The organism is Caldicellulosiruptor kronotskyensis 2002, from assembly GCF_000166775.1.
GTDB classification, from domain to species: Bacteria; Bacillota; Thermoanaerobacteria; order Caldicellulosiruptorales; family Caldicellulosiruptoraceae; genus Caldicellulosiruptor; species Caldicellulosiruptor kronotskyensis.
Genome location: NC_014720.1, coordinates 1836909 through 1862884, shown reverse-complemented (window position 1 = coordinate 1862884; position 25976 = coordinate 1836909). Strand labels below are relative to the sequence as shown.

General features: G+C 35.7%; 30 protein-coding genes and 1 other RNA gene. 28 read left to right on the top strand and 3 right to left on the bottom strand.

What is annotated here, in order from left to right:
- Positions 1–7: 7 nt before the first annotated feature.
- The 25 genes from CALKRO_RS08590 (at position 8) to rnpB (ending at position 19626) form a co-directional block, all read left to right on the top strand.
- Entirely contained in the window at positions 8–1876 is a 1869-nt protein-coding gene (locus CALKRO_RS08590; protein ID WP_013430643.1) for a YgiQ family radical SAM protein, read from the top strand.
- Entirely contained in the window at positions 1824–2693 is an 870-nt protein-coding gene (gene folD, locus CALKRO_RS08585) for a bifunctional methylenetetrahydrofolate dehydrogenase/methenyltetrahydrofolate cyclohydrolase FolD (protein ID WP_013430642.1), read from the top strand. Before CALKRO_RS08590 ends, folD begins: the two co-directional genes overlap by 53 nt.
- A gap of 17 nt (positions 2694–2710) precedes the next feature.
- Positions 2711–4033, top strand: a complete 1323-nt coding sequence (gene rimO, locus CALKRO_RS08580) for a 30S ribosomal protein S12 methylthiotransferase RimO (protein WP_013430641.1) — start codon at positions 2711–2713, stop codon at positions 4031–4033.
- On the top strand, positions 4033–4581 hold the full coding sequence (gene pgsA / locus CALKRO_RS08575; protein ID WP_013430640.1) for a CDP-diacylglycerol--glycerol-3-phosphate 3-phosphatidyltransferase: 549 nt from the start codon (positions 4033–4035) through the stop codon (positions 4579–4581). Before rimO ends, pgsA begins: the two co-directional genes overlap by 1 nt.
- A gap of 11 nt (positions 4582–4592) precedes the next feature.
- The gene (locus tag CALKRO_RS08570) at positions 4593–5828 is read left to right on the top strand and encodes a competence/damage-inducible protein A (protein WP_013430639.1); all 1236 of its coding nucleotides are present in this window, start codon (positions 4593–4595) and stop codon (positions 5826–5828) included.
- Positions 5829–5890: 62 nt separating this feature from the next.
- Positions 5891–6961, top strand: coding sequence for a recombinase RecA (recA, locus tag CALKRO_RS08565; RefSeq protein WP_013430638.1), 1071 nt, complete (start codon positions 5891–5893; stop codon positions 6959–6961).
- Entirely contained in the window at positions 6945–7547 is a 603-nt protein-coding gene (locus tag CALKRO_RS08560; protein WP_013430637.1) for a regulatory protein RecX, read from the top strand. The genes recA and CALKRO_RS08560 overlap by 17 nt, the downstream gene beginning before the upstream one ends.
- 94 nt (positions 7548–7641) lie before the next feature.
- A complete protein-coding gene (rny, locus tag CALKRO_RS08555) occupies positions 7642–9207 on the top strand; it encodes a ribonuclease Y (protein WP_013430636.1) in 1566 nt (521 codons plus the stop codon).
- Between the two features lie 92 nt (positions 9208–9299).
- Positions 9300–10079: a TIGR00282 family metallophosphoesterase gene (locus CALKRO_RS08550; RefSeq protein ID WP_013430635.1), complete on the top strand. Its 780-nt coding sequence runs from the start codon at positions 9300–9302 to the stop codon at positions 10077–10079.
- A gap of 133 nt (positions 10080–10212) precedes the next feature.
- On the top strand, positions 10213–11154 hold the full coding sequence (locus tag CALKRO_RS08545) for an AAA family ATPase (RefSeq protein WP_013430634.1): 942 nt from the start codon (positions 10213–10215) through the stop codon (positions 11152–11154).
- Positions 11147–11629 (top strand): stage III sporulation protein AB, encoded by a 483-nt coding sequence (locus CALKRO_RS08540; protein WP_014042003.1) that lies wholly within the window; start codon positions 11147–11149, stop codon positions 11627–11629. Before CALKRO_RS08545 ends, CALKRO_RS08540 begins: the two co-directional genes overlap by 8 nt.
- A gap of 22 nt (positions 11630–11651) precedes the next feature.
- Positions 11652–11852: a stage III sporulation protein AC gene (spoIIIAC, locus tag CALKRO_RS08535; protein ID WP_013403612.1), complete on the top strand. Its 201-nt coding sequence runs from the start codon at positions 11652–11654 to the stop codon at positions 11850–11852.
- Positions 11853–11872: 20 nt separating this feature from the next.
- Positions 11873–12259, top strand: a complete 387-nt coding sequence (gene spoIIIAD / locus CALKRO_RS08530) for a stage III sporulation protein AD (protein ID WP_013430632.1) — start codon at positions 11873–11875, stop codon at positions 12257–12259.
- Between the two features lie 12 nt (positions 12260–12271).
- Positions 12272–13381, top strand: a complete 1110-nt coding sequence (locus CALKRO_RS08525) for a stage III sporulation protein AE (RefSeq protein WP_013430631.1) — start codon at positions 12272–12274, stop codon at positions 13379–13381.
- Positions 13382–13385: 4 nt separating this feature from the next.
- Positions 13386–13880 (top strand): stage III sporulation protein AF, encoded by a 495-nt coding sequence (locus CALKRO_RS08520; RefSeq protein WP_013430630.1) that lies wholly within the window; start codon positions 13386–13388, stop codon positions 13878–13880.
- 6 nt (positions 13881–13886) lie between these two features.
- Entirely contained in the window at positions 13887–14441 is a 555-nt protein-coding gene (locus CALKRO_RS08515; RefSeq protein WP_013430629.1) for a hypothetical protein, read from the top strand.
- Positions 14438–14974 (top strand): SpoIIIAH-like family protein, encoded by a 537-nt coding sequence (locus tag CALKRO_RS08510; RefSeq protein ID WP_013430628.1) that lies wholly within the window; start codon positions 14438–14440, stop codon positions 14972–14974. The genes CALKRO_RS08515 and CALKRO_RS08510 overlap by 4 nt, the downstream gene beginning before the upstream one ends.
- 89 nt (positions 14975–15063) lie before the next feature.
- Entirely contained in the window at positions 15064–15450 is a 387-nt protein-coding gene (locus CALKRO_RS08505) for an Asp23/Gls24 family envelope stress response protein (protein ID WP_013411746.1), read from the top strand.
- Positions 15451–15502: 52 nt separating this feature from the next.
- Positions 15503–16042 carry an alkaline shock response membrane anchor protein AmaP gene (gene amaP / locus CALKRO_RS08500; protein WP_013430627.1) on the top strand — a complete coding sequence of 180 codons (540 nt, stop codon included), beginning with the start codon at positions 15503–15505 and terminating at the stop codon, positions 16040–16042.
- Positions 16043–16052: 10 nt separating this feature from the next.
- On the top strand, positions 16053–16262 hold the full coding sequence (locus tag CALKRO_RS08495) for a DUF2273 domain-containing protein (protein WP_013430626.1): 210 nt from the start codon (positions 16053–16055) through the stop codon (positions 16260–16262).
- A gap of 24 nt (positions 16263–16286) precedes the next feature.
- Positions 16287–16724, top strand: coding sequence for a transcription antitermination factor NusB (gene nusB, locus CALKRO_RS08490; RefSeq protein WP_083789250.1), 438 nt, complete (start codon positions 16287–16289; stop codon positions 16722–16724).
- The gene (gene xseA / locus CALKRO_RS08485; protein WP_013430624.1) at positions 16721–18085 is read left to right on the top strand and encodes an exodeoxyribonuclease VII large subunit; all 1365 of its coding nucleotides are present in this window, start codon (positions 16721–16723) and stop codon (positions 18083–18085) included. Before nusB ends, xseA begins: the two co-directional genes overlap by 4 nt.
- Positions 18078–18338: an exodeoxyribonuclease VII small subunit gene (locus CALKRO_RS08480; RefSeq protein ID WP_013430623.1), complete on the top strand. Its 261-nt coding sequence runs from the start codon at positions 18078–18080 to the stop codon at positions 18336–18338. The genes xseA and CALKRO_RS08480 overlap by 8 nt, the downstream gene beginning before the upstream one ends.
- Positions 18335–19234 carry a polyprenyl synthetase family protein gene (locus CALKRO_RS08475; protein WP_013430622.1) on the top strand — a complete coding sequence of 300 codons (900 nt, stop codon included), beginning with the start codon at positions 18335–18337 and terminating at the stop codon, positions 19232–19234. The genes CALKRO_RS08480 and CALKRO_RS08475 overlap by 4 nt, the downstream gene beginning before the upstream one ends.
- Positions 19235–19273: 39 nt before the next feature.
- Positions 19274–19626, top strand: an RNA gene (gene rnpB / locus CALKRO_RS13155) — RNase P RNA component class A.
- 70 nt (positions 19627–19696) lie between these two features.
- On the opposite strand, the gene CALKRO_RS08470 is transcribed toward rnpB, so the two are convergent.
- The 3 genes from CALKRO_RS08470 to CALKRO_RS08460 form a co-directional block, all read right to left on the bottom strand.
- The gene (locus CALKRO_RS08470; RefSeq protein ID WP_013430621.1) at positions 19697–21037 is read right to left on the bottom strand and encodes an MFS transporter; all 1341 of its coding nucleotides are present in this window, start codon (positions 21035–21037) and stop codon (positions 19697–19699) included.
- 142 nt (positions 21038–21179) lie between these two features.
- Positions 21180–21731, bottom strand: coding sequence for a stage V sporulation protein T (gene spoVT, locus CALKRO_RS08465; protein WP_013430620.1), 552 nt, complete (start codon positions 21729–21731; stop codon positions 21180–21182).
- Positions 21732–21797: 66 nt separating this feature from the next.
- Positions 21798–22169 carry a hypothetical protein gene (locus tag CALKRO_RS08460; RefSeq protein WP_013430619.1) on the bottom strand — a complete coding sequence of 124 codons (372 nt, stop codon included), beginning with the start codon at positions 22167–22169 and terminating at the stop codon, positions 21798–21800.
- A gap of 149 nt (positions 22170–22318) precedes the next feature.
- Between CALKRO_RS08460 and iorA the strand changes: the two genes are divergently transcribed.
- The 3 genes from iorA to CALKRO_RS08445 are packed head-to-tail and all read left to right on the top strand — an operon-like array spanning position 22319 to position 25972.
- Positions 22319–24115: an indolepyruvate ferredoxin oxidoreductase subunit alpha gene (gene iorA / locus CALKRO_RS08455; protein ID WP_013430618.1), complete on the top strand. Its 1797-nt coding sequence runs from the start codon at positions 22319–22321 to the stop codon at positions 24113–24115.
- Positions 24108–24668, top strand: coding sequence for a 2-oxoacid:acceptor oxidoreductase family protein (locus tag CALKRO_RS08450; RefSeq protein ID WP_013430617.1), 561 nt, complete (start codon positions 24108–24110; stop codon positions 24666–24668). The genes iorA and CALKRO_RS08450 overlap by 8 nt, the downstream gene beginning before the upstream one ends.
- A 56-nt stretch (positions 24669–24724) precedes the next feature.
- Positions 24725–25972, top strand: a complete 1248-nt coding sequence (locus CALKRO_RS08445) for a phenylacetate--CoA ligase family protein (RefSeq protein ID WP_013430616.1) — start codon at positions 24725–24727, stop codon at positions 25970–25972.
- Positions 25973–25976: the final 4 nt, after the last annotated feature.

The following is a 25976-nucleotide window of genomic DNA, read 5'->3' as shown; positions in this document are numbered from 1 at the left end:
AAGTAGAATGGCTTTTTTACCTATTTGCAAAGAAGACATGAAAAAGCGTGGGTGGGACGAGCTTGACTTTGTATTTGTGTGCGGAGATGCGTATGTTGACCATCCTTCTTTTGGACATGCAATAATATCAAGAATAATTGAGGATTATGGTTTTAAGATTGGAATAATTCCTCAACCGGATTGGAGAGATTCAAAAAGCATAACAGTGCTGGGAAGACCACGAATTGCTTTTTTAGTGTCGGCAGGAAACCTTGACTCCATGGTTGCACATTACACTTCATTTAAAAAGCCACGGAGCGAGGATTATTATTCACCCGGTATGAAAAGAGGAAAAAGACCAAACAGAGCAACAATTGTTTATTGTAATTTGATAAGAAAAGAGTATGGTGACATTCCTATCATAATTGGTGGGATAGAGGCTTCTTTGAGAAGATTTGCTCATTATGATTACTGGTCGGATAAGGTGAGAGCTTCGATATTGATAGACAGCAGTGCTGATCTTTTGATATACGGAATGGGAGAAAAACCATTGTTTGAGATTCTACCAAGGCTCAAAAAGGGAGAGGACATAAAAGAGATAAGAGACGTGCAAGGGACGTGTTATGTTGCAAAGGATATTCAGCATCTTGAGGGAAAAGACTACATCGTCATTGACAGCTATGAAAAAGTAAAAGAAGACAAAGTGGCGTACGCCCGTGCTTTTGCTATCCAGTACAGGGAACAAAACCCGTACACTGGGAAGATAATTGTCCAGCCACATAAAAATTTATATGTGGTTCAAAATCCGCCAGCAAAGCCTTTAACAGTGGAAGAGATGGACTATGTTTATTCTCTGCCGTATGAGCGAAACTATCATCCCATTTATGAAAAAGAAGGCGGTATAAAAGCACTGGAAGAGGTCAAATTCAGCATTGTATCTCACAGAGGGTGCTTTGGAGGCTGTAATTTCTGTGCTCTTCACTTTCATCAGGGAAGAATTATTCAAAAAAGGAGCCAGAAGTCAATCTTAGAGGAAGTTAAAAAGCTAACAAAACTTCCCGATTTTAAGGGATATATTCACGATGTTGGTGGACCTACTGCAAATTTCAGAAATCCTGCGTGTCGTCTTCAGCTTGAAAGAGGTGCTTGCAAAAATAGGCAGTGTCTTTTTCCTCAGCCGTGCAAAAATTTGGAGGTTGACCACAGCGAATATTTTGAACTTTTAGAGAAGATAAGAAAGATAAAAGGTGTAAAGAAGGTATTTATAAGGTCGGGGATAAGGTATGACTACCTTTTACTTGACAAAAACTACAGAAAGTTTTTGGAAAAGCTCTGCATGTACCATATTTCTGGTCAGTTAAAAATAGCACCTGAACATGTCTCTAATAATGTGTTAAAATATATGGGTAAACCTCCGAAAGAGGTATATGAAAAATTTGTAAAAGAATATTTTGAGACAAATAAAAGACTGAATAAAAAACAGTTTATCATTCCTTATCTTATGTCGGGGCATCCTGGGACAAAGCTTGAAGATGCAATTGAACTTGCAGTATTTCTAAAGAGAAATGGATTTGTACCAGAGCAGGTTCAGGACTTTTATCCCACACCTGGAACTGTATCAACTACAATGTATTACACCGAATTGGACCCCTTTACCTTAGAAAAGGTCTATGTTCCAAAGACGTTAAAAGAAAAGATGATGCAAAGAGCCCTTTTGCACTTTAACAATCCCAAAAATTATGATTTGGTTTATGAGGCTTTGAAGATAGCAAAAAGAGAAGATTTGATAGGATATAGCAAAGACTGCTTAATTCCACCAAAACCAAAAGATGGAGGTAATAAAAATGTCAGCGAAGTTAATAGACGGAAAAAAGATAGCGCAAGAAATAAAAAATGAAGTAAAGACTGAGCTTGAAAAACTAAAACAAAGGGGAATAGAGCCAACCTTAGCTGTTGTGATTGTTGGAGATGACCCGGCATCCAGAAGTTATGTAAATTCCAAGAAAAAAGCATGTAGCGAGGTTGGAATAAATTCTGTGGAGTTTGCCCTTAGCAAAGACACAACTCAAGATGAACTTGAGAGCTTGATTGACAGACTGAACAGGGATGAGAAAATAAACGGTATATTGGTTCAACTTCCGCTGCCAAATGGACTTGATGAGAAAAGGATTTGCACAAAAATCCTTCCACACAAGGATGTTGATGGATTTCATCCGCTAAATGTTGGAATGGTTGCAACTGGCATAGAATTTGAAAGAGCAATCAAACCGTGCACGCCATTTGGGATTATTGAGCTTTTGAAAAGAGAAAATATAGAGATAAAAGGAAAACATGCTGTTGTGATAGGAAGAAGCAATATTGTTGGGAAGCCCTTGGCTTTGCTTCTTTTGAGAGAAAATGCAACAGTTACCATTTGTCATTCATATACAAAAGATTTAAAAGAGATTTGCAAACAGGCAGATATACTTGTTGCTGCAGTTGGAAAGCCAAGGTTTGTTACATCTGATATGGTAAAAGAAGGAGCAGTTGTTATTGACGTTGGAATAAATAGAGACGGTGCTACCCAGAAACTTGTTGGTGATGTTGACTTTGAAACTGTAGAAAAAGTGGCATCGTTTATTACACCTGTTCCCGGTGGTGTTGGGCCAATGACAGTTGCTATGCTTATGAAAAATACACTTTTTGCTACCATGCTTCAAAACAATCTGGTGTAAAAAAGGAGTGCCAAGAATTGATAAAGGTTGGATTTGTCTCACTGGGGTGCAACAAAAACCTTGTTGACAGTGAAATAATGATGGGCGCATGTGTCAAAGCTGGGTTTGAGATAACCTCAAATGCAGAAGATGCTGATGTGATTGTTGTAAATACGTGTGGTTTTATAAACGATGCAAAACAGGAATCCATAGATACCATATTAGATATGGCTGAATATAAGAACAAAAAATGCAAATTTTTGATAGTAACAGGCTGTTTGACACAAAGATACAAGGATGAGATATTAGAACAAATGCCAGAAATTGATGCAATACTTGGTGTGAAAGAAATGTTAAAACTGCCTGAGGTAATAAAAGATTTGTACGAAGGTAAGCAGAAGATAAAAGTGTTCGATGATACTTCTTCTTTTGTATACTTAAGTTCAATGCCAAGAATGATCGCTACACCCAGTTACTATGCCTACATAAAGATAGCAGAAGGGTGCAACAACAGATGCTCTTATTGCTCCATACCACTTATTAGAGGCAAATATACAAGCAGACCCATTGAGGATATAGTAAAGGAAGCAAAAGAATTAGCAGAAAAAGGATATAAAGAAATTGTCCTCACAGCTCAGGATACTACAAAGTATGGTTTGGATTTATATGGCAAAAAGATGTTACATGCTTTGCTTGAAGAGCTTGAAAAGATTGAAAAAATCAAGTGGATAAGATTTTTATACTCTTACCCTGAGGATGTGGATGAAAGTCTTATTGAGGTGGTAAAATCTTCTTCTAAAATAGTTAACTATTTTGACATTCCAATTCAGCATATAAATGATAGAATATTAAAACTCATGAACAGAAAAACAACAAAAGAAGGTATAAAAAGGCTGATAGAGAAGATAAGAAGAAGCTTTGATGAGGTTATTATAAGAACAACAGTTTTAGTTGGGTTCCCTACAGAAACTGATGAGGAATTTGAAGAGCTCTGCAGCTTTATAAAATGGGCTGAGTTTGACAGGCTTGGTGCTTTTATGTATTCCCAAGAGGAAGGGACACTTGCTTCGCAGCTTCCTCAGATTGACGATGAGGTAAAACAGAGAAGGTATGAAAATATTTTGAATATTCAGAGAAAAATTTCTAAAAGGCAGAACAAAAAGAGAGTTGGCAGAGAATACGAAGTTGTTATAGAGGCAAAAGATAAAAACAACTTTTATATTGGAAGGAGCCAGTTTGAAGCACCAGAAGTTGACGGAAAAGTTTTGGTGTTCTCTCAAAAGAAACTGACAGCTGGCCAGTTTGTCAATGTGAAGATACTCGATGCATTTGAGTATGATTTAGTAGGAGAGATAATTTGATGAATGTTGCCAATATTTTAACAAGTGTGAGAATATTGTTGATACCTGCATTTATGTTCTTCTTGCTTTACAGTAGTATTCCATATTCAAAGGTTATAGCAGCGGTAATATTTATAATTGCTGCAATTACTGATAGCTTAGATGGATATATTGCAAGGTCAAGAAAAATTGTAACAAATTTTGGTAAATTCTTGGACCCTCTTGCAGACAAGTTGTTGATAACCGCAGCACTTGTGGGTTTAGTGGAGCTGCGAAAAATTTCGTCTTGGGTTGCCATGATTATAATTGGAAGAGAATTTGTGGTAACTGGCCTTAGGATGGTTGCAGCTGCTGAAGGTGTAGTTATTTCTGCAAATTTATGGGGAAAACTGAAAACAATAAGCCAGATTGTGGCAGTTGTGCTTCTTTTGCTTGACAACTATCCTTTTATTCTTCTGGGGTTTCCTTTTGATAAGATAATGTTGTACGTGGCAGTAATACTTACAATTTATTCAGGTTTTGATTATATAAAAGCAAACTGGAAAGTGATAGATTTTACAAAAAAGTGAGGCGAAAATTTATGGTGGCTGAAATAATCTGTGTGGGTACAGAACTGTTGCTTGGTCAGATTTTGAACACAAATAGTCAATACCTTGCTCAAAAATTGGCCGAGCTTGGTATTGACCTTTATTTTCAGACAACTGTTGGGGATAATATGGAAAGGCTCAAAATGGCAATTGATATAGCCACAAAGAGGGCTGATATATTGATTTTTACAGGAGGGCTTGGTCCAACATCTGATGATATTACAAAAGAAGCAGTAGCAGATTATTTTGGTTTGAAGCTTGTGCTGGATGAAGATGTATTAAGAAGAATTGAAAAGTTTTTTGAACGCAGGCAGGTAATGATGCCTCAGATTAATAAAAAACAGGCATATGTTCCTGAAAACGCCAAAATTCTTCATAACAAAAATGGTACAGCACCTGGACTTATCATTGAAAAAGACGGCAAGATTGCAATTTTACTTCCTGGACCTCCTTTTGAGATGCAGCCGATGTTTGAAGAAGAAGTCTTACCTTATTTAGAGAAGTTTTCAAAACAAAAGATTTACTCAAGAGTTTTAAAGTTTGTTGGGATAGGAGAATCTTCTATTGAAGAGGCTCTGAAGGATTTAATTCTCTCTCAGACAGACCCAACGATGGCTCTTTATGCAAAACCGTTTGAAGTTGAGCTGAGAATTACAACAAAAAAAGAAAGTGTAGAGCTTGCAAAGTCACTTCTTCAATCGATGGAATATAGAATAAGAGAACGTTTAGGAGAGTATATTTATGGTGTTGACAGACAGCTTTTGGAAGAAGTTGTGATAGGCTTGCTAAAAGAAAAGAAATTAAAGGTTAGCGTTGCCGAGTCGTGCACGGGAGGGCTTATCTGTAACAAGCTTACCAATGTTCCGGGCGCATCTGAAGTATTTGACAGAGGGTTCATAGTATATTCGAATGAAGCTAAGATGAAACTGCTTGGTGTACCAGAGCAAGTGTTAAAAGAGCACGGGGCAGTAAGTTCTCAGACAGCAAGGTTTATGGCACAGGGAGCACTTTCAAATTCGCTAGCAGATATTGCACTGTCTGTGACAGGAATTGCAGGGCCAGGCGGTGGGAGTGAAACAAAACCTGTAGGGCTTGTATATATTGGTATTGCAACAAAAGAGAATGTTGAAAGTTTTGAATTCAGGTTTTCAGGTGACAGATTAAGGATAAAAGAGATGACTTCAAAGGCTGCCCTCAATATTTTGAGAAAAAAGATAATTGATTATTGAAAAATTAGAGGCAAAAGTATATAATAATTCTAAACATATGTTCGAAAAGATGGGGGTTAAAAATGGAAAACTTAGATAAGAAAAAAGCTTTAGACAAGGTTATTATGGAAATTGAGAAGGCTTACGGGAAAGGCGCTATAATGAAGCTTGGCGAGATGGCAAAAGAAAATATTGATGTTATACCCACAGGTGCGCTTTCTTTAGACATTGCGCTTGGCGTTGGAGGAGTTCCGAGAGGTAGGATTGTGGAGATATATGGTGCAGAGTCATCTGGTAAGACCACTATTGCGCTTCATATTATTGCAGAGGCACAGAAAATGGGTGGTGAGGCAGCATTTATTGACGCTGAGCATGCGCTTGACCCATTTTATGCTAAAAAACTTGGCGTTGACATAAACAATCTTATTGTATCTCAGCCAGACAGTGGCGAGCAGGCTTTGGAAATTGTTGAAGCACTTGTTAGAAGTAATGCAATAGATGTTATTGTAATTGACTCTGTTGCAGCGCTTGTACCTCAGGCAGAGATTGATGGTGAGATGGGAGAAGCGCATGTTGGGCTTCAGGCAAGGCTCATGTCACAGGCGCTCAGAAAGCTTGCCGGTATTACAAGCAAGACAAAGACCACAGTCATATTCATAAACCAGCTTCGCGAAAAGGTTGGGATAATGTTTGGCAATCCTGAGACAACACCAGGTGGTAGAGCGCTTAAGTTCTATGCATCTGTCAGATTAGAAGTTAGAAAAGGTGAGATTATCAAGTCTCAAGGTCAACCAATAGGCAGCAAGGTAAAGGTTAAGGTTGTGAAGAATAAAGTTGCGCCACCGTTTAAAGAGGCTGAGTTTGATTTGATTTATGGAGAAGGAATCTCAAAAGAAGGAAATGTTTTAGATGTTGCAGTTAACATTGATGTAATTCAAAAGAGTGGCGCGTGGTATACTTACAACGGTCAGAAGATTGGGCAGGGTAGAGAAAACGCAAAACAGTTTTTGAAAGAAAATCCTGACATAATGCAGGAGATAATTGAAAAGATAAGGCAGAATGCAAACCTTGCATTTGAGAAAATAAAGACAACAGCAGAGATTTCTGATGAAGATTTGTTGTTGAGTGGTGAAATTAATGAGGATATTGGATAAAAAGATAGTTGGGAACAGAGCTTTGCTTGTTTTTGACGATGGCAAAGAAGTTGAGATAGACAGAGAGGTCTATCTTGAAAAAAGATTGTATGCAAAAGATGAGATAAACCAAAAAGAATTGGAAGAGGTTTTATTTGAGAGCAGTCTCAAAAGTGCTAAAAAGATTCTTGTAGGGTACATTCAAAAATATCCTCTCAAATCTGAATATGGGTATTACAAGTATTTGCTTTCACGTGGATATGACTCAGCTACTGCTTTGAAAGCGGTAGCTTATTTTGTTAATAGCGGATACATTGATGAGCTGGAAGCTGCAAAAAGGCTTGTAAATAAGTATCAGAAGAAAAAGTCAAGCTTTGAGATATTACAGCTTTTACGGAAAAATGGGTTCAAATCATCCACAATTTCAAAGCTAAGTTTAAAATCTGAAAATGATAAAGAAATTCTTGTAAAGCTTTTACAAAAGAAGTTAAGAAGAGTAAATAATAAGGATAGCAAAGAGATTTTAAAGGTTATTAAGTGGTTTGTGGCAAGAGGATATGACTACAATACAGTGGTTGAAAAAATTAGAGAATTCTTAGATTATTGAGAAAACGCCATTGTTGACACTGTATGCAAAAAGTAATAAAATTTAATTGAAGCAGTTTTTATAATTTAATTTTAACTTATTCAACACAAAGGAGGTGCAAAAGATTAGTGAGACATTGAAGTTTGTAATTATTGGAGCAATTGTTTTGGTAGCATCAATGGTTGCCTTTTTCTTGGGCTATTTATATAGAAAGAAGATTGCAGAAAAGACCATAAAAAGTGCTGAACAAGAAGCCCAAAGAATTGTTGAGGAGGCCAAAAAACAGGCTGAGGCATACAAAAAGGAGGCAACACTCCTTGCCAAAGAAGAGATACACAGAGCAAGGAGCGAATTTGACAGAGAGGTAAGAGAACGAAGAGCAGAGCTCCAGAGGTTCGAAAGAAGACTTATCCAAAAAGAAGAGATGCTTGACAAAAAGATGGCTTCTGTAGAAGAAAAAGAAGAGCAGCTCAATCAGAAGCTGAAAGATATTCAAAAACTTCAAGAGGAGATTGAACTTTTAAAACAAAAAGAGCAGGAAGAGCTACAAAGAATTTCTGGGCTCACTCAGGAAGAAGCAAAACAAATTATACTCAAGAGTGTTGAGCAGGATGTCAAACATGATGTTGCACTCATGATAAAAGAGCTTGAACAGCAAGCAAAAGAAGAGGCTGACAAAAAAGCCAGAGAAATTATTGCTACTGCTATCCAGCGCTATTCGTCAGACTATGTTGCAGAAAACACTGTATCTGTTGTTACACTGCCAAATGATGAAATGAAAGGTAGAATCATAGGTAGAGAAGGAAGAAACATAAAGACATTTGAGACTGTTACAGGAATTGACCTTATAATTGACGACACCCCCGAGGCAGTAATATTATCAGGGTTTGACCCGATAAGGCGTGAGATAGCAAAATTGACGCTTGAAAAACTCATTTTAGATGGGCGAATACATCCTGCGCGAATTGAAGAAATGTACGAAAAAGCAAAACGAGAAGTTGAAAATAAGATTCGAGAAGAAGGAGAAAGGGTTGTATTTGAGCTTGGAATTCACAACTTGCATCCAGAACTCATTAAGCTCATAGGAAAACTTAAGTACAGAACAAGCTACGGTCAAAATGTTCTTGCACATTCTATTGAGGTAGCAAATATAGCAGGTATCATGGCAGCAGAGCTCGGTCTTGACCAGAGCATTGCAAAGCGTGCAGGTCTTTTGCATGACATTGGCAAAGCAGTTGACCATGAAATGGAAGGGTCACATGCCCTGATTGGTTATGAGCTTGCTAAAAAATACAAGGAGACAAACCCGGATGTCCTTGAAGCGATTGGTGGGCATCACGGTGAGATGGAAACAAGATCAATTTACAATGTGTTAATTCAGGCTGCTGACTCTGTTTCAGCGGCACGACCAGGAGCTCGAAGAGAATCTCTTGAATCTTATATCAAAAGGCTTCAGAAACTTGAAGAGATTGCGAATTCTTTTGATGGTGTTGAAAAGGCTTATGCAATTCAGGCAGGAAGAGAGATAAGAATAATGGTAAAGCCTGACCATGTAAGTGACGATGATATTGTTATAATGGCAAGAGAGATAGTAAAGAGAATTGAAAGTGAACTTGATTATCCAGGTCAGATAAAGGTAAACGTAATCAGAGAAGTTCGAGCAGTTGAATATGCAAAATGAGAAAAAAAGCGTGTTTTGTTCATGGCTTTTAAAAGCTTTGAACAAGACACGCTTTTTATAAATTTATTTTGGAAAATATCTGGAGGTATGGAATGAGATTTTTGGCTATAGGGGACGTTGTTGGAAGACCAGGAAGAAACATTCTAAAGAGCACCCTATCTAAACTTAAGGAAAACTACAAGATAGACGTTGTGATTGCTAACTGTGAGAATGCTGCTGGCGGCAATGGACTTACTAAAAAGGTTGCTGATGAGCTTTTTTCTATAGGAATTGATGTTATGACAATGGGAAATCATGTGTGGGCAAATAAAGAGATTTTTTCATTCATAGAAAATGAGACTAGGATAATAAGACCTGCAAATTATCCCGAGGGTACTACTCCGGGCAGAGGATATAATGTTTTTGAAAAAAATAATGTAAAATTTGCGGTTATTAACTTGTGTGGCAGAGTATTTATGGAAAATTTGGACTGTCCTTTTAGGAAAATTGATGAGATTTTGAAAAAAATAGAATGTCCAATAATTATTGTTGATTTTCATGCAGAGGCCACATCAGAAAAAATAGCCCTTGGATTTTATGTTGATGGTCGTGTGTCTTGCGTATATGGGACTCACACACATGTGCAAACAGCAGATGAAAAAATACTTCCAAACGGTACTGCTTATATAACAGATATTGGTATGACGGGACCTTATGACTCTGTTTTGGGTGTCGACAAGGATATTGTGATTCAAAAATTCACAACCCTTCTTCCTGTCAGATTTGAGGTTGCCAAAGGTAAAGCTCAATTCAACGGAATTGTGTTTGAAGTGGACAACAACAATGGAAAAGCAGTTTCTATTGAGAGGATAAACTTTACGCTGGAAGAGTAAATAAAGATTTGTACACACTTTTTAAGAGCTGCAAGTAATCAAAATTTGCAGCTCTTATTTTTTTCTCATAATCTTCTGGGTAACATAATAATAATTTAATATAGAACAAATGAGAAAAGAATGTGAGGTCTTAATGGCAGCTTTAAGTATAAATACAGAAGTTGAGAAACTTCTTGACAGACTTCCTGCCGAGATTGTTTACACAATCAAAACAACCTTTGAAGAAAATCTTCATGAAATTTGTGAGATAAAAATAAACTTAAACTGTCCACTAATTGTCATTGGTAAAAGGGAATATGTCTTTGACAGTTTGATAATTACAAAAGATATTTTAAACAAATGTATAAGCAGGCTGACAAACAACTCACTGTTTACATACGAAAAAAATATACTCCAGGGATATTTTACAGTTGACGGTGGGCACAGAATTGGAGTTGCTGGAAAATTCACGTTCGAAAATGGGAACAAACAGGGTTTTGTCAGTTCAATCAGTGGGCTTAATATTAGAGTGGCGAAAACAGTTAGAATAGAATCTGAAAAAATTTTGAAAAGTATAATGAAAGATAGTCTTGATAGTATCTATAACACTCTCATAATTTCCCCCCCTGGCTGTGGGAAAACTACACTTCTCAGGAACATTATAAGAATCTTAAGTTCTGGTGAAGGAATTTTAGCAGGAAAAGGATTTAGAGTGGTGGTAATTGATGAAAGGTCTGAGATTTGTCCAAAGAATAATGACAGAAGGGAGATTGGTATCAGAACCTTTGTATTGGACGGAGTGGATAAGCTGAGAGGGATTTTAATGGCTGTGAGAAGTTTAAATCCTCAGATAATTGCGATGGATGAGCTTGGGTCGCCTTCTGATTATTTGGCAGTTTGTGAAGCATCAAAAATGGGTGTTAGAATAATTGCAACAATGCACGCAGAGTCGATAAAAGACATCTATATGAGAGAGTTTTCAAGAAAGATAATCAATCAGGGCGTGTTTGAAAAGGTGATTGTCTTAAGTTCCAGAAACGGGCCAGGAACCATTGAAAAAATACTGTCGCTGGGTGAAGGGAAAAATGGTGGTTAAGATAATTGGTTCAGTTTTAATTATTTTTTCATCTTGCATGATTGGGTACTATCAAACCTTGAAGCTGTGGCAGCAGGTAAAGATTGTAAACCATATGATAGTATTTTTTACATATACAAAAGCAAATGTAATTGCAGCACGTCTGACGTTTGCCGAGATTTTGGAAAATTTTAAGCTCAAAGAGGAAAGTAAGTTTAATCAGGTAATTGAATACTACTTTTTGTCCATAGGGAAAAATCAAAGTGATGTTAAAAATGTTTATCAACTCGATAGAGAACTTCATAGCCTTCTTGTTAGCCTTTTTAATGTCATAGCTTTTTATTCTATAAGCGAGATAGAAAAGGTTTTGGATGAAGGAATCAGAGAACTTAGAGAATACTACGATGTTTACAAACTCAAGTACAAAAAAAATAGAAAGATGTTTGCACTGCTTGGAATTTTTTGTGGAGTGTCTATCTGTATATTACTTCTATAAATGGGTTGAGGTGTAAGAATTGATGAATGGAATAGATTTGATTTTCAAGATAGCAGTGATAGGTATCATCCTGTACCTTGTAAATCAGGTGCTTATAAAAGCTGAAAAGGAAGAACTTGCGATGATGACAACCCTTGTAGGAGTTATAATTGTACTTTTTCTCATAATTGACCTCATAAGAAGGTTTTTTGATACTGTTAAATCAGTTTTCAATCTCTACTGAGATGCTGAGGGACTTAAAAAATGGAAATATTGAATATCATTGCGCTGGGTATTATTTCAGTTTTTGTTGTAAGTTTATTGAAAAGAACTCAAAAAGAAGTTGGACTTGCTGTGGCGGTCATGGTTGGGATACTCATTTTTTTGATGGTGATTGATAAACTTGTGTATGTTGTGGAAAAGATTGTTGAGATGGGAAACAGAGTGTCATTTGCAAGCGGCTATGTAAAGACGCTGGTAAAAATGACTGGTATTGCACTAATCTCAGAGTATACAGCAAGTGTATGTAAAGACAGTGGTGAAAATGCAATTGCTGAAAAAGTAGAATTTGCAGCAAAAGTTATAATCTTGTTTTTATCACTTCCTTTAATAATGAGCCTATTTGATTTAATTACCAAATTTTTAAGATAAGAGGAATGAATAATGAGACAAAAGAGTTTAGTTTCAGTGTGTATACTTGTATTTTTCATAGTAGCACTTGAATGTTGCCAAGCATCCCAGATTTCACAAGAATACATCAAGAAAACGAAACAAATTATAAATGACTACACTGAAAAAGATATAAGTAGTTATCTGGAAAGCATTGTAAAACAAAAAAGAGCAACCTTAGATATGGTAAATGTTTTAAAAGAGAAAATAATGGGACAGATTTTTTCTACTTTTCGTCAAATAAGTTTGATACTTATTATAGCCCTATTATATATACTCATTGCAAGCGTTCAAACAGGTCTTAAGAATCAATCGGTTGCAAGTGTAACATTTTTAGCTTTTTTCTTTACAGAGGTTTTGATTGTACTTCAAAATTTAAAAGATGTTCTTTTAGATGCTCAGCAGACAGTTCAAAATGCGTGCAATTTTGCTGAAGTATTTTTCCCTCTTTTTGTTTCTCTGATAGCCTCTATGGGATATCCAACATATGCGGCTACAATAAGCCCCAAGATAATGTTTGCCATTGTATTCTCATCTGAATTTTTGAAAAACATCATCTCCCCCTTTGCATATACTTACATACTTATTAGTATTTTATCGAATATTGATAGTGGAAGATTAGGATTGAGAAGGGTTCTGGGGTTCTGTAAAACTGCGTTGATGTGGTGTACAGTAGTTGGGATTGTTGTGTTTGTGGCTATTGTTTCTGTCGAAGGTATTGCAAATGTTACAGTGGACAGCTTAATTACAAAATCAATAAAATACAGCGTTGGTAACTTTGTGCCATTTGTAGGAAAGATATTATCCGATGCGGCTGATACTCTTGCGACAAGCCTTGCGATAGTGAAAAATTCTCTTGGTGTAGTAGGCTTGATAGTTTTGCTGATAGGGATTGGAGTTTCCCTATTAAAAATTTTAGCAGTGTTTGTGGTATTCAGAGTGGCAGCTATTTTTGTAGGTTTAGTTGGGGATACAAAGCTTGCCCAGTTTTTGGATGACTATGCAGATGTGCTTATATTGATTTTTGCAATAGCATTTACAGCTTTGTGTATGTTTGTTGTTACGTTTTCCTCATCCCTCTTTTTGCTTCAGGTTGGAAGGTGAGAACATGCAGGAGGTTCTAAACGAAATTAGCCTCTCTCTGTTTTATATAGTAATAATTGCAATTTTAATTGAAAACTTAGTAAATGAAAGATACAGAAAATACATAAATGTTTTTCTGGGACTGATAGTAAGTATGGTATTAATAGCGCCCATTGTCCAAAAATCAGATTTTTTAAAGTTTGAGTTTCAGAAAAGTCTACAGAGGATAGAGAGCGAATTTAACCAGCAGGGAATTTACTCTCAAGACATCTACAGGGAAGCTCTTGTACAAGAGTATAAAAGTAAATTGCAAGATGAAATTAAAGATGATGTTAGTTCTACCTGTGGAAAAGAGATACAGATTGTTGAAATGAACATCTATGAAAACATGGATTCACCTGATTTTGGTAAGATAAATGAAATAAAAATTGAAGGTGAATATGATGGTAAGGTGGTTGAGATAATTTCAAACAAGTATCATGTGCGCAAAGACAAAATTTATTTTCAAAAGCTGAGGTGAAGAAAAATGGCCGATTTGAGAAAGATAAAAGATTTACTTGAAAATGTTATGAAAAACAAAGATTTGATTATTTTTTTGGGCGTATGTGGAATATTTCTTCTTGTAGTTTCAGCAAACTTTTCGACATCGTCAAAACAAACAAGTGCTACTATAAAACAACAAGAAATTCAAGAGGATGGGCAGCAGTATGAACAGCTAATTGAGAAAAAACTTGAGGGTATATTAAGGGAAATAGACCCAACAAGAGATGTTTCAGTGATGATAACTTTTGACGATTGCTATGAATACGTGCTTGCTACTGAAACAAGAGAGAATAGGCGAAGTGAAAAACAAAACCAAAATACAACCATCTCTGAAGAAGAGATAGATAGCAAAGTAGTAGTGTTGCAGCAGCAAGGTGAATCAAAACCTTTTGTGGTGAAAAAGATATACCCGAAAGTCAGAGGAGTGGCTATAGTCTCCAAAGGAGCAAGGGATAAGAGAGTATATATAGGTCTTGTTAAGGCTGCATCAACTGTGCTTGGTATAACTCCTGATAAAGTGGAGGTGTTTGTTAAGTGAACAAGAAGATATTTGTAAAAGTATACAGCAAAAGACAGCTGATGACAATCTCGCTTGTCATCTTACTAATAGTAGTAGGAATTATAAATTCAAGAGTGGAGCTTGGAAATAAAAAGAAGATTAACCCTTCTGTAATTGAAGTAAGTAATCCGACTGTACACAAAAGTGGAAGCGATGCTGAAGAAGGTACAATTGATGAAATGAAGCTAAAAAGAGAAATAGAACGCTCTAAAGAAATCAACCTTTTAAAGTCTCTTTTAAATGACCAAGCTGATGCAAATGTTCAGAAAAAGGTTGATGAGAAGATAGCTAAAATTATTGATATAAGCAACAAGGAAATGACATGCGAAAATGTTTTAAGTTCTAAAGGTTTGGGAGAGTGTGTAGTGTTTTATACAGATGATACAATATATATTGTGGTAAAAAAGAAGCTTGAAAAGAGAGAGTTAATTCAGGTTCAAAATGTGATAATGAACGTGTTCAAGGTAGATTTTAACAGGATAAGAGTATCTCAAAGTAAAAACATAAATTAGATTAACTGATGTTGTTAAAACAAAAAAGTATAGGGTATAATATATAACATAGAATGAAAATTCTTAAAAGATTGAGGAGGTATTTTAATATGTCAGAAAACACTATTGGCGAAACAATGGGTGGGGTTGTAAAGATTGCAGAAGAAGTTGTGGCTATAATAGCAGCTGTTGCAGCCTCTGAAGTAAAAGGCGTTGCATCAATGGTTGGATCTTGGACAGGCAATATTACAGAAGCTCTGGGTAAAAAGAACTTAGCAAAAGGTGTAAAAGTCCAAGTTGGAGAAAAAGAAGCGGCAATTGACATCTACATAACAGTAGAGTATGGTGTCAGAATTCCAGAGGTCGCATGGGAGATTCAGGAGAGAGTAAAGAGTGCTGTTGAGAGCATGACAGGTTTGAAAGTTGTTGAAGTCAATATACATGTTCAGGGAATAAAGTTTGAAAAAGAAGAGCAAAAAGAAGAGGTGGCAGAGTAAATCTCTGGTCAACAGAGATTTACTCTCATTTTTGTGAGGAGGAAAGGTGCAAATGAAAATCGGTGAGAGAATACTTTTGACCATATTTACGTTAATTGTAATATTTTTTTCGGTAATTGCTATTTTGCTTCCACTCAACATCTTTGACTTAGATACAGTTCAGGCTGCAGTATATAATTATATGAACACACCCATATATGCCATCATACCGCTACTTCTGATAGTAATGGGGTTTTCAGTAATGTTTATTGGTGTTAAGAAGAAAAAAGCAAGGCTTGGGATAATTCACACAAACGAGTTTGGGAATCTTTTAATCTCACCAAAAACATTTGAATCTGCAGGGTACAATGCAGTAAAGGATATAAAGGGAATAAAAGATGCCTCAATTGAGATAGAGTTTGACGAAACTGGCGTTATATATTACATTGATGCTATTGTCACAAATGATATCAATGTGCCTGAGTTGACAAAAGAGGTTCAAAATGCTATAAAGAGTCATGTGGAAGTGGCAATAGGTATCCCAGTTAAAGCTATTAACTTTCACGTGAAAGATATGGTTGCCCCGCAAATACCTATTACGCATTTGAGGTAGGGATGTTAAAATGGATTTGTTAAAGGAATTTTTAGTAAAACATTTAGGAGAAGTAATAGGCGGGCTGATTGGTCTTGTATTTGCAATATTTGTGCTTATTTTTGGTTTTTTTAAAACACTGTTTATCTTCATTTGTATAGCGGTGGGGATATTTATAGGTGGACGATATTTTGAAAAAAAGAGACTAATTGAGTTTTTAGACAAACACTTACCATGGTAAAAAAGGGGTTGAAAATGAAGAAAAATGCACAGAAGAAGGAAGACAAGAGAACTCTGCATGAAAATCTTGTATGCTTACAGATTTGAAGATGATACACAAGACATAATAGAGTTTTACAAAAGGTTTAGGGAATTAAATCAAGATGAAGATTTCAAGGACATAGATGAGAAGTATCTTGAAAAATTATTAAAAGGAGTTATTCAAAACCAGCAGAGAATAGATAACCTTATTGAAAAGTACTCAAAAGATTGGCCACTTAGCAGACTTCCAATGGTTGAGCTTGAACTTATGAGAATTGCTGTGTATGAGCTTTTATTTGAAGAGGAAGTGCCTGTTTCTGTTGCAATTGACGAGGCTGTTGACATGGCAAGTATATTTGGGATAGAAAAGGCGCCGAGCTTTGTGAACGGTATACTTGGCAGGATTGCTGCAAATGAGGTGAAAAGAGGCCAGAAATCATGATGATAAACAATATAGTTTCCAAGAAAGAATGGAGTGTTTATGAACTTACAAGCTATTTAAAAAAGAAAGTTGAAATGGATGTTCTTTTGAAGAACATATACCTAAAAGGTGAAGTTATAAGACCTTCAGTTTCAGGTGACCATCTTTATTTTGAACTGAAAGATTTAGAATATGATGCAAAAATAAAGTGTGTATTTTTTTGGTTTGACAAAAATGTTGAGATAAAGCATGGCTCAAAAGTGCTTGTAAAGGGGAATGTCATTTTTTATGAAAAAGAAGGGATAATTGAGCTAAAGGTAAGCGAAATTACTGATATAGGTCTTGGAGAGCTGTTTGTAAAATTAAAGCAATTAGAAGAAAAGCTAAGACAGGAAGGGCTCTTTGATTCAAAATACAAAAAAGAAATTCCACGTTATCCTAAAAAAGTGGGAATAGTTACTTCAAAAAATGGCGCAGCAATAAGAGACATTCTTAATACAATTTATACCCGATTTGAAAACATTCAGGTATATATTTACAGCTGTTCAGTTCAGGGACAGAACGCTCCATATGAGATTTGCGAAGGAATAGAATATTTTAACACCGAGGAGCCTGTGGAGGTTATTATTGTTGGACGTGGTGGTGGTGCATTTGAAGATTTAATGGCGTTCAACAGTGAGATGGTAGTAAGAAAGATATTTGAATCTAAAATTCCTATTATATCAGCGGTAGGGCATGAGAGGGACTATGTTTTAAGTGACTTTGTTGCAGATATGAGGGCTATAACTCCTACAAATGCCGGCGAAATGGTGGTGAGTTTTCAGAAACAAGCACTGGAGAAACTGATTGAATATCAAAAGAGAATTAAAAGTGCAATTGAAAAGAAATTTAATAATGTCAAAGAGAAAGTAGGAATACTTCAATACAAATTATACCAAAATTCGCCATCAAATACCATTGCAAAATGTGCACAAGATATTGATTTGTATAGCCACAAACTTTCTTTTGCAATCAGTAAAAAGCTTCATGAAGCTCATAAGAATTTGAAGAATTTTGAAAAAAGATTGGCTGATTTGAATCCTGAATCAAGGCTTTCGATTGCGAGAACAAATTTTGATATATGTAGGAAAAGGCTTGGGGAAGCTTTCAAGAAAATTTTTCAGCAAAAAGAGTTTGTATATAAGGTAAATCTGGAAAAATTAATTGCTCTAAATCCTCTTAATGTTTTAAAGAGGGGGTATTCTATAACATTACATAATTCTAAGATTTTGACTTCCATTTCGCAGGTAAGTAATGGAGATGAGATAGTTACTCAGCTTTCAGATGGTATAATAAAATCTAAGGTGTTTTTCAAGCAAAAAGGAGCTGAAAGTGATGTGTGAAGTGCAAAAAGATATAAAATTTGAAGATGCGATGAAAAGATTAGAGGAGATTGTAAAGAGTTTGGAAGATGGTAATCTTTCTCTTGAAGAGGCTATAGAGCTTTACGAAGAGGGGATTAGGCTTACAAAAATTTGTAATGATATACTTCGTAGCGTTGAAAAGAGAGTAGTGTTAATTGAAAAACTAAATGGAGAATACATTCAAGATGACATTACCAATGATATTTATGGAGGCTTAGGGCAGAAAGAATGATAAGCAGGGAATTAGAAGAATATATAAACCTTTCACAGAAGAAAATAGAAGAGCATTTAGAAAAAATTTTAAAAGAAAGGTCTCCAGAAATAATATATCAGGCTATGCGATACAGCGTTTTTGCAGGGGGAAAAAGGCTAAGACCTTTGCTGTGTTTGCTTTCATATCAAATGCTTTCAAAGGACCAGGAAATAAATCAAAAGGTTCTGGATATTGCATCTGCAATAGAACTTATTCACACTTATTCTCTTATTCACGACGACTTGCCGGCGATGGACAATGATATTTTGCGCAGAGGAAAACCGACAAATCATGTTGTGTTTGGAGAAGCAATAGCTATTTTAGCAGGAGATGCACTTTTAAATTTAGCAGCAGAAGTTTGCATGGACTGGATATTGCGTTATGGCTGTGATAAAAATTTAGTAAAAGCAGCTAAATACCTTTTCTGGGCATCTGGTGTGGAAGGTATGATAGGTGGTCAGGTTATTGATATAACAAACTCTGGACAGGATATTAAAAGTGAAGAACTTTTGTTTGAGATGCACTTGAAGAAAACCTCAAGATTGATTCAAGCCTCCTGTGTGTGCGGAGCTCTTGTAGCAGGCGCAGAAGATGATGTTGTATTTGATTTGGAGGAATACGGGAAAAATCTTGGTCTTGCCTTTCAAATAAGAGATGATGTTTTGGATGTTATTGGTGACAGTAAAAAAGTGGGCAAGAGCATAGGAAAGGATATAAAAGAAAAGAAGAATACCTTTGTAACCTTTTATGGTTTGGAAAAAGCACAACAGCTTGTTGAACATTATTCTCAGAAAGCCATAGATGTGATAAAAAAGTATGACAATTCAGAACTTCTTATAGAGCTTACCAATTATTTGATAAACAGAGAAAAGTAGCAGTTGACATAATTTAAATAAAATTTATAATAGAATATGCGAGCAGGTCGAACGGCTGCGCAAGGGTAGTTTCCCTTGTGAGGAAAGTCCGAGCTCCACAGGGCAGGGTGCTGGGTAACACCCAGTGGAGGCGACTCCAAGGAAAGTGCAACAGAAAAGAACCGCCATCCATTTTTTCATGGATGGTAAGGGTGAAAAGGTGAGGTAAGAGCTCACCAGCAGTCAGGCGACTGACTGGCTGTGCAAACCCCACCCGGAGCAAGACCAAATAGGGGAACAATGCAGTGGCCCGCTGCGTTCCCGGGTTGGTCGCAAGAGGTCTGATGGCAACATCAGACCCAAAGAGAAATAGCCGTTCTCGACAGAACTCGGCTTACAGACCTGGTCGCACATCAAAAATAGATAATTCAAAAAATGCCCAAAGCTTCATTTTGCTTTGGGCATTTATGCATTTTGTACGTTTTATGATTTTTTTATTTTACTCTTAATAACATTTTTGAGACTCTTTGCACCAGGTTCCTTTACGTTCTTTTTAAGATAAATCACAGATAAAAATCTCAAAAAGCCTGATACAAAGAATGCAACATGATATGTAGCTATATCCAAATGCATATAATTTTTAAAAAAGGTAACAACATAAGGTGCGATATCTTCTATAAGATAGCCTCCAAGTATAATTGGAATAGCCGATCCAAATATTGCATTGAACATGTTTATAACACCAACATACATAGATGTTTGGGTTTGATCAGATAGTTTTAGGATTAAATTATTGTTACTCATATCAATTATAGGCCACAACAGTCCTGCAAAAATACTTATTATAGCTACTAAATACTTGTAATTGTTTTCATTAGTAAAGCACCATACAATAGGCAAGAACGACAAAATACTTGCTGCAAAAAGGAGCATGGGTCTGTTACCTATTTTATCTACCACTTTTCCTATGTATGGTAATGTGAGTATGGTTACAATGTTGCTTACAATCTGGGTCAGGAGAATTATATCAAAATAACTCATTTTGAGGTTTTTTATCATATACATATTAAAGTACGGACCTGCAATGCTAAGTCCAAAATTCCAAATGATAAAAAAGACCATAAATTTTTTAAAATGATTATTTTTAAGTGTTGAAACAAACATATTTTTCAGATCGGTTTGTTGATTTTGGACCTTCATAGGAATATCTTTTACAAAGAAAAAACAAGCAATATCAAGCATTCCCATTATAGCAGCAAACACAAAAACTATAGAAAATCCTAAAAGGTTATTATAAATGTCCAGAAATTTACCAATAGCAAGTCCGCTGATCATTCCAACTATGGTAGAGATTGTTGCTCTTCTGGAAAAGAACCTACCTCTTATGTGCATTGGAACCAAGTCATTAATCCATGACCAGAAAGAAACATTTGTAAACGAATTAGATATTGAAGATATTGTCATCAATAGTACCAGAAAGAATAACAAAATATACGAGCCTTTTCCTAAAATCAGTGGCAAAATGGCAATTAATGCCCATGGTAGTCTGTGAATAAATCCGCTTATTAAAAATATAAACTTTCTTTTTTTTGACTTTTCAAGAAAATAAGATGCAAAAACTTGCGCTACACCACCAAGCACTGGCAGTGCAAGCATCACACCATACATCAGATCGCCAAATCCTATAGCCTTTGCAAATCCTGCAACTGGAGACCCTGTTGTTACATTGAAAAAAACTATGCCAAATGTGATGCCAAGTATTACAAAATTGAGACTTTTGCGCAGTGAATTGTCTGATGTCAAGTCTGCGTTTAATTTGAACATCTAATGACCCCCAACATGTTGCATTGTTTACGTTGTAGTAAATTAATTTTTTTTACACAGATTATTATACTTGAATATTTCATTAAAAAAAACTGTAGGTTTAAAAACCTACAGTTTAACCTTAAAATTTTGTTAAAAACAACTACTGTTCAAGCTGTTTTCCGAAAAAAGATGTTGCAGCTTGAACAAGCTTGTACTCTGAGTCACCCATAACAACATTGGATTGTGTTGAACACATAATCACGCTACCGATTACACTTCCTTCGGAAAGTATAGGACTTACTATCTGAGCAGTATATCTTGTTGTGTCACCTTCGACAATCGGTATGCTGCTCATGTCATTTTCAGATTTCACAACAACAATAGAATTTTCTTCCATAACCCTTTCCAGTTCTTGGCTCAAAGGCTTATCCATATAATCCTTTTTAGAAGCACCTGCAACAGCAATTACTCTATCTCTATCAGTGATAATTATGATATGTCCACTTACCTGATAAAGAGTTTCAGCATATTCTTTGGCAAATGCTCCCATTTCGCCTATCGGTGAATATTTCCTTAAGATTACCTCACCTTCGTTATCGGTATATATTTCAAGCGGGTCACCTTCTCTGATTTTAAGAGTCCTTCTTATTTCTTTCGGGATTACAACTCTTCCCAAATCATCAATTCTTCTTACAATCCCTGTTGCCTTCATTTTATTTCAGCTCCTTTTTTAAATATTTCTATAATTAGTTTTGATAATTTTTTGCAGCCTTATTCTTTACTTTTCATCATCAACCTTTTTTATTAAATTTTCCAGTTGAATTTTTCTAAATGTCTGCTTTCTAAGCATGTTATTCACAATTTGTTTTGGTAACTTATCTTTATAATGTTTCAAATATCCTTCTGTATAGAGATAGTTTTTAACTAAATTTCTGACTTCATCTTCCCTATCGTGTTCGTTTAATATGGCTTTCTGTATATTTTCTATTTGTTCTTCTCTTCGCCTTTGCTTTTGAATAACCTGTTGAATCTTTTCATATGGCAAAATCTCACCATACTCTTCAAGATGACGTTTTGTTCTGGTATAATTTTCAACAAGGTTTTTAAAATGATCAAATCTGCGTTTGTTTATATGAAGGTCATCTTTCATCGTTTTCACCTTTGAATAAAATATTCTACTTAGTATTTTTTACAAATGAATATAGTTTTAATCTTAAAAATGATTTTAAATCAAACAAAATTACTGTATAATAAACTACAAGTCAGCTTTATGTAGTAGAAAGGGTGAGGAGTAAAACTATGAAAAAAGTCTTAATGGGCAACGAAGCTGTAGCATATTCTCTTTTTATCAATGGCGTAAATGTTGCTGTTGGATATCCAGGTACGCCTTCAACAGAGGTCATAGAGACGTTGAAAGACTTTCAAGATGATGATTTTTATGTAGAATGGTCGACAAACGAAAAAGTAGCACTTGAGGTAGCAGCAGGTGCAAGCCTTGCAGGTGCAAGAACTGTGGCTGCGATGAAACAAGTTGGTTTGAACGTTGCAGCAGACCCTCTTTTATCACTTTCGGTTGTAGGTGTAGAAGGCGGACTTATAGTGTTTGTGGCGGATGACCCTGGACCTCATTCCTCTCAGACAGAGCAAGACACTCGAAACTTTGCAAGGTTTTGCAACCTGCCAGTTTTTGACCCTTCTTCTCCAAAAGAGGCATTTGAACTCATAAAACCTGCTTTTGAGATTTCAGAAAAATACAAGCTGCCTGTGCTTTTTCGAATGACAACAAGAGTTTGTCATTCCAATCAGTCAGTTGAGTTTGAATTAAAAAGAGAAAAGAGGAAGATTAAAGGATTCAGAAAAAAGCCGGAGTGGGTTATTTTACCAGCTCTTTCGTACAAAAAACATATGGAACTTGAACAAAAGCTTCAGGACATGAAAAAAGAACTTTCTGTTTACAACAAAGTTGAAGGTAAAGGGAAAATAGGAATTGTAACGGGTGGAGTATCATATTTTTACGTGAAAGAAGCTATAAAGGGTTTTGAGGATTTGTTTTCAATCTTAAAGATTACAGTTGCCCATCCTTTAGATGAAGAACTTATATTGGAATTTGTAAAGGATAAAGAAATACTAATATTCATCGAAGAGCTTGACCCTGTTTTGGAAGAAGAAGTTAAACTATTACTTTTTGAGAATGGTAGAATCATCTCAACATATGGAAAACGAAATGGTTATGTTCCATTTGCGGGTGAACTTGATGTTGACAAAGTAAAGGGCATTTTTTACAAGGTACTTTCTGACAAGCGATTCTTAATGAAAAATACATTTACGGATGTTCTGCAAATTCCAAAAAGACAAGCACAACTTTGTGCTGGATGTCCTCACAGAAATTCTTTTTTGATTGTCAAATATGCAACTAAAGGGCAGGATGTAATCTTTACAGGAGATATTGGTTGTTACACTCTTGGATTTGCTAAACCCATTTCAACAACAGACACTTGTCTTTGTATGGGTGCAAGTATTACTATGGCACAAGGTCTTAAAATTACAGATGGTTCAAAAAAGGTTATTGCCTTTATAGGGGATTCAACCTTTTTTCACAGCGGCATTACAGGACTTGTAAATAGCTACTACAATAGACACAACATAACCATATGCATTTTAGACAATCTGACAACTGGTATGACAGGATTTCAGCCTCATCCCGGAACAGGAAAGAAGATTTATGGGGAAGAAGGAAGAAAGGTGAGTATTGAAAGTATTGTAAAAGGAATAGGTGTTGAAAAAGTTTTAGTGATTGACCCTTATTCAGATTTTACACAAAATGTAGACAAAGTAAGAGAATTTTTAAATAACGACCAACTTGGGGTAATAGTTTTTCGAAGAGAATGTGCCAACTTAAAATCAAGAGAAGGCTACTTTAAAATAAATCAAAACTGTTTAAAATGTAAGGTATGCTTGAATGTGACAGGCTGCCCTGCAATAGATGAAGATGAAAATGGGAATATTTTCATAGATTCAGTTTTGTGTAAAGGCTGTGGGCTTTGCAAAAATTTTTGTCCTTATTATGCGATTGAAAAGGTGATGGAAAATGAATGATATTATAATAGCGGGAATAGGTGGACAGGGAAATATTCTTCTTTCAAGGGTGATCTGTCAACTTTTCATGAACAGAGGTTTTGATGTAAAGTCAGCTGAGAATATTGGAATGAGCCAAAGAGGCGGTTCTGTTGTAAGTTATATCAGAGTAGGAGATGAAGTTGGACCAATTGTGCCAGATGGTAAAGCTGACATTCTAATAGGACTTGAGATGTCTGAAGCAGCAAGAAATGTTAATAAAATTAATAAAGATTCTGTAGTTGTTCTAAATAATAAGTTTGTAAGACCTAAAAACTCAGATTTAAAAAAACAAGAAATACTCAACCTCATTGAGTCAAATATTTCAAAATTTTATATATTAAATGCATATGACATTGCTTTAGAATTGGATATGCCAAAAGCAGAAAATATTACAATGTTAACTTTGATATGTAAAAAAGAAATTTTCCCTTTTTCAAAAGAAGAAATTATGACAGCTTTAAAGCTGGTTTTGAGTCCCCAGATGTACGAAATGAATAAAATTCTTGTTGAAAAAATTTATGAGAAATATTAAAATTTCATATATTAGCAATCAAATTAAGAAGAGAAAAGAAGAGAGGAGAAGAGATTATGGAAAGTGTTGAGATGAGAGAAAATGTAAGTGAACTTTTTTTGAGCCAGCTCGAAAATGTCTTTAAAAACAGTCCTTTTTATCAAAAAAAATTCAAAGAAACAGGGGTAAAACTTAGTGAGATACAGGACTTAGATGATATCAAAAAACTTCCATTTACAACAAAAGAAGAGTTAAGAGATGCTTATCCCTTAGGGCTTATGGCTGTTGATGAGAAAAAGGTTGTGAGGATTCACTCTTCGTCAGGAACAACTGGAATGCCAGTAATTATTCCTTACACTCAAAAAGATGTTGATGACTGGAAAGAAATGATGAAAAGGAGTTATCAGTTAGCAGGTGTAACAGAGCTGGATAGAGTCCAGATAACTCCTGGATATGGCCTTTGGACAGCAGGTATTGGATTTCAGCTTGGTGCTGAGTTTTTGGGTGCGATGACAATTCCTATGGGGCCCGGAAATACAGAAAAACAGCTTCAGATGATGGTGGATTTAAAGTCAACAGTCATTATTGCGACTTCATCTTACGGGCTTTTGCTTGCTGAAGAGGTAGTTAAAAGAGGGTTAAAAGACAAGATACATTTAAGAATTGGGATATTTGGTTCAGAAAGATGGGGAGAAAAACAGCGAAAAACTATTGAGGCGTATCTGGGCATAGAAAGTTTTGATATTTATGGGTTAACAGAGATTTATGGACCGGGAATTGCAATAGATTGCAAAAAACATACAGGCCTTCATTATTTTGATGATTTTCTGTATTTTGAAATAATTGACCCTCAAACAGGAGAGAATGTGCCTGATGGAGAGTTTGGTGAACTTGTTATTACCACTTTGAGAAAAGAAGGTGCTCCTCTTATAAGATACAGAACAAGAGACATCACACGAAAAATTCCAGGTGAGTGCAGTTGTGGTTCTAAGTATCCACGTATTGATAGGATTGTTGGTAGAACTGACGACATGATAAAGGTCAAAGGTGTTAATATCTTTCCTGCTCAGATAGACACATTTTTGAATGATGTAGATGGTGTTGGAAGTGAATATCAAGTGATTATAGAGAGGATTGATTACAGGGATAAACTTACATTAAAGGTTGAGGTTAAAGATGAATATTTTACTTCTGAGATGAAAGAGTTAATCTCTCATGAGTTTAAAAATAAGATAGGAGTATCGCCTGAGGTCATTTTGTGCAGGGTAGGTGAACTTCCTCGAAGCGAAAAAAAGACAAAACGCATATTTGATTTGAGAGGCTGAAAGA

What these genes read in the sequence shown, in the direction of transcription:
- CALKRO_RS08590 (WP_013430643.1), top strand. Translation starts at nt 8, where the DNA reads ATGGCTTTTTTACCTATTTGCAAAGAAGACATGAAAAAGCGTGGGTGG.
- folD (WP_013430642.1), top strand. Translation starts at nt 1,824, where the DNA reads ATGTCAGCGAAGTTAATAGACGGAAAAAAGATAGCGCAAGAAATAAAA.
- pgsA (WP_013430640.1), top strand. Translation starts at nt 4,033, where the DNA reads ATGAATGTTGCCAATATTTTAACAAGTGTGAGAATATTGTTGATACCT.
- CALKRO_RS08570 (WP_013430639.1), top strand. Translation starts at nt 4,593, where the DNA reads ATGGTGGCTGAAATAATCTGTGTGGGTACAGAACTGTTGCTTGGTCAG.
- recA (WP_013430638.1), top strand. Translation starts at nt 5,891, where the DNA reads ATGGAAAACTTAGATAAGAAAAAAGCTTTAGACAAGGTTATTATGGAA.
- CALKRO_RS08560 (WP_013430637.1), top strand. Translation starts at nt 6,945, where the DNA reads ATGAGGATATTGGATAAAAAGATAGTTGGGAACAGAGCTTTGCTTGTT.
- CALKRO_RS08550 (WP_013430635.1), top strand. Translation starts at nt 9,300, where the DNA reads ATGAGATTTTTGGCTATAGGGGACGTTGTTGGAAGACCAGGAAGAAAC.
- CALKRO_RS08545 (WP_013430634.1), top strand. Translation starts at nt 10,213, where the DNA reads ATGGCAGCTTTAAGTATAAATACAGAAGTTGAGAAACTTCTTGACAGA.
- spoIIIAC (WP_013403612.1), top strand. Translation starts at nt 11,652, where the DNA reads ATGAATGGAATAGATTTGATTTTCAAGATAGCAGTGATAGGTATCATC.
- spoIIIAD (WP_013430632.1), top strand. Translation starts at nt 11,873, where the DNA reads ATGGAAATATTGAATATCATTGCGCTGGGTATTATTTCAGTTTTTGTT.
- CALKRO_RS08525 (WP_013430631.1), top strand. Translation starts at nt 12,272, where the DNA reads ATGAGACAAAAGAGTTTAGTTTCAGTGTGTATACTTGTATTTTTCATA.
- CALKRO_RS08520 (WP_013430630.1), top strand. Translation starts at nt 13,386, where the DNA reads ATGCAGGAGGTTCTAAACGAAATTAGCCTCTCTCTGTTTTATATAGTA.
- CALKRO_RS08515 (WP_013430629.1), top strand. Translation starts at nt 13,887, where the DNA reads ATGGCCGATTTGAGAAAGATAAAAGATTTACTTGAAAATGTTATGAAA.
- CALKRO_RS08505 (WP_013411746.1), top strand. Translation starts at nt 15,064, where the DNA reads ATGTCAGAAAACACTATTGGCGAAACAATGGGTGGGGTTGTAAAGATT.
- amaP (WP_013430627.1), top strand. Translation starts at nt 15,503, where the DNA reads ATGAAAATCGGTGAGAGAATACTTTTGACCATATTTACGTTAATTGTA.
- CALKRO_RS08495 (WP_013430626.1), top strand. Translation starts at nt 16,053, where the DNA reads ATGGATTTGTTAAAGGAATTTTTAGTAAAACATTTAGGAGAAGTAATA.
- nusB (WP_083789250.1), top strand. Translation starts at nt 16,287, where the DNA reads ATGCACAGAAGAAGGAAGACAAGAGAACTCTGCATGAAAATCTTGTAT.
- xseA (WP_013430624.1), top strand. Translation starts at nt 16,721, where the DNA reads ATGATGATAAACAATATAGTTTCCAAGAAAGAATGGAGTGTTTATGAA.
- CALKRO_RS08480 (WP_013430623.1), top strand. Translation starts at nt 18,078, where the DNA reads ATGTGTGAAGTGCAAAAAGATATAAAATTTGAAGATGCGATGAAAAGA.
- CALKRO_RS08475 (WP_013430622.1), top strand. Translation starts at nt 18,335, where the DNA reads ATGATAAGCAGGGAATTAGAAGAATATATAAACCTTTCACAGAAGAAA.
- CALKRO_RS08470 (WP_013430621.1), bottom strand. Translation starts at nt 21,037, where the DNA reads ATGTTCAAATTAAACGCAGACTTGACATCAGACAATTCACTGCGCAAA.
- spoVT (WP_013430620.1), bottom strand. Translation starts at nt 21,731, where the DNA reads ATGAAGGCAACAGGGATTGTAAGAAGAATTGATGATTTGGGAAGAGTT.
- CALKRO_RS08460 (WP_013430619.1), bottom strand. Translation starts at nt 22,169, where the DNA reads ATGAAAGATGACCTTCATATAAACAAACGCAGATTTGATCATTTTAAA.
- iorA (WP_013430618.1), top strand. Translation starts at nt 22,319, where the DNA reads ATGAAAAAAGTCTTAATGGGCAACGAAGCTGTAGCATATTCTCTTTTT.
- CALKRO_RS08450 (WP_013430617.1), top strand. Translation starts at nt 24,108, where the DNA reads ATGAATGATATTATAATAGCGGGAATAGGTGGACAGGGAAATATTCTT.
- CALKRO_RS08445 (WP_013430616.1), top strand. Translation starts at nt 24,725, where the DNA reads ATGGAAAGTGTTGAGATGAGAGAAAATGTAAGTGAACTTTTTTTGAGC.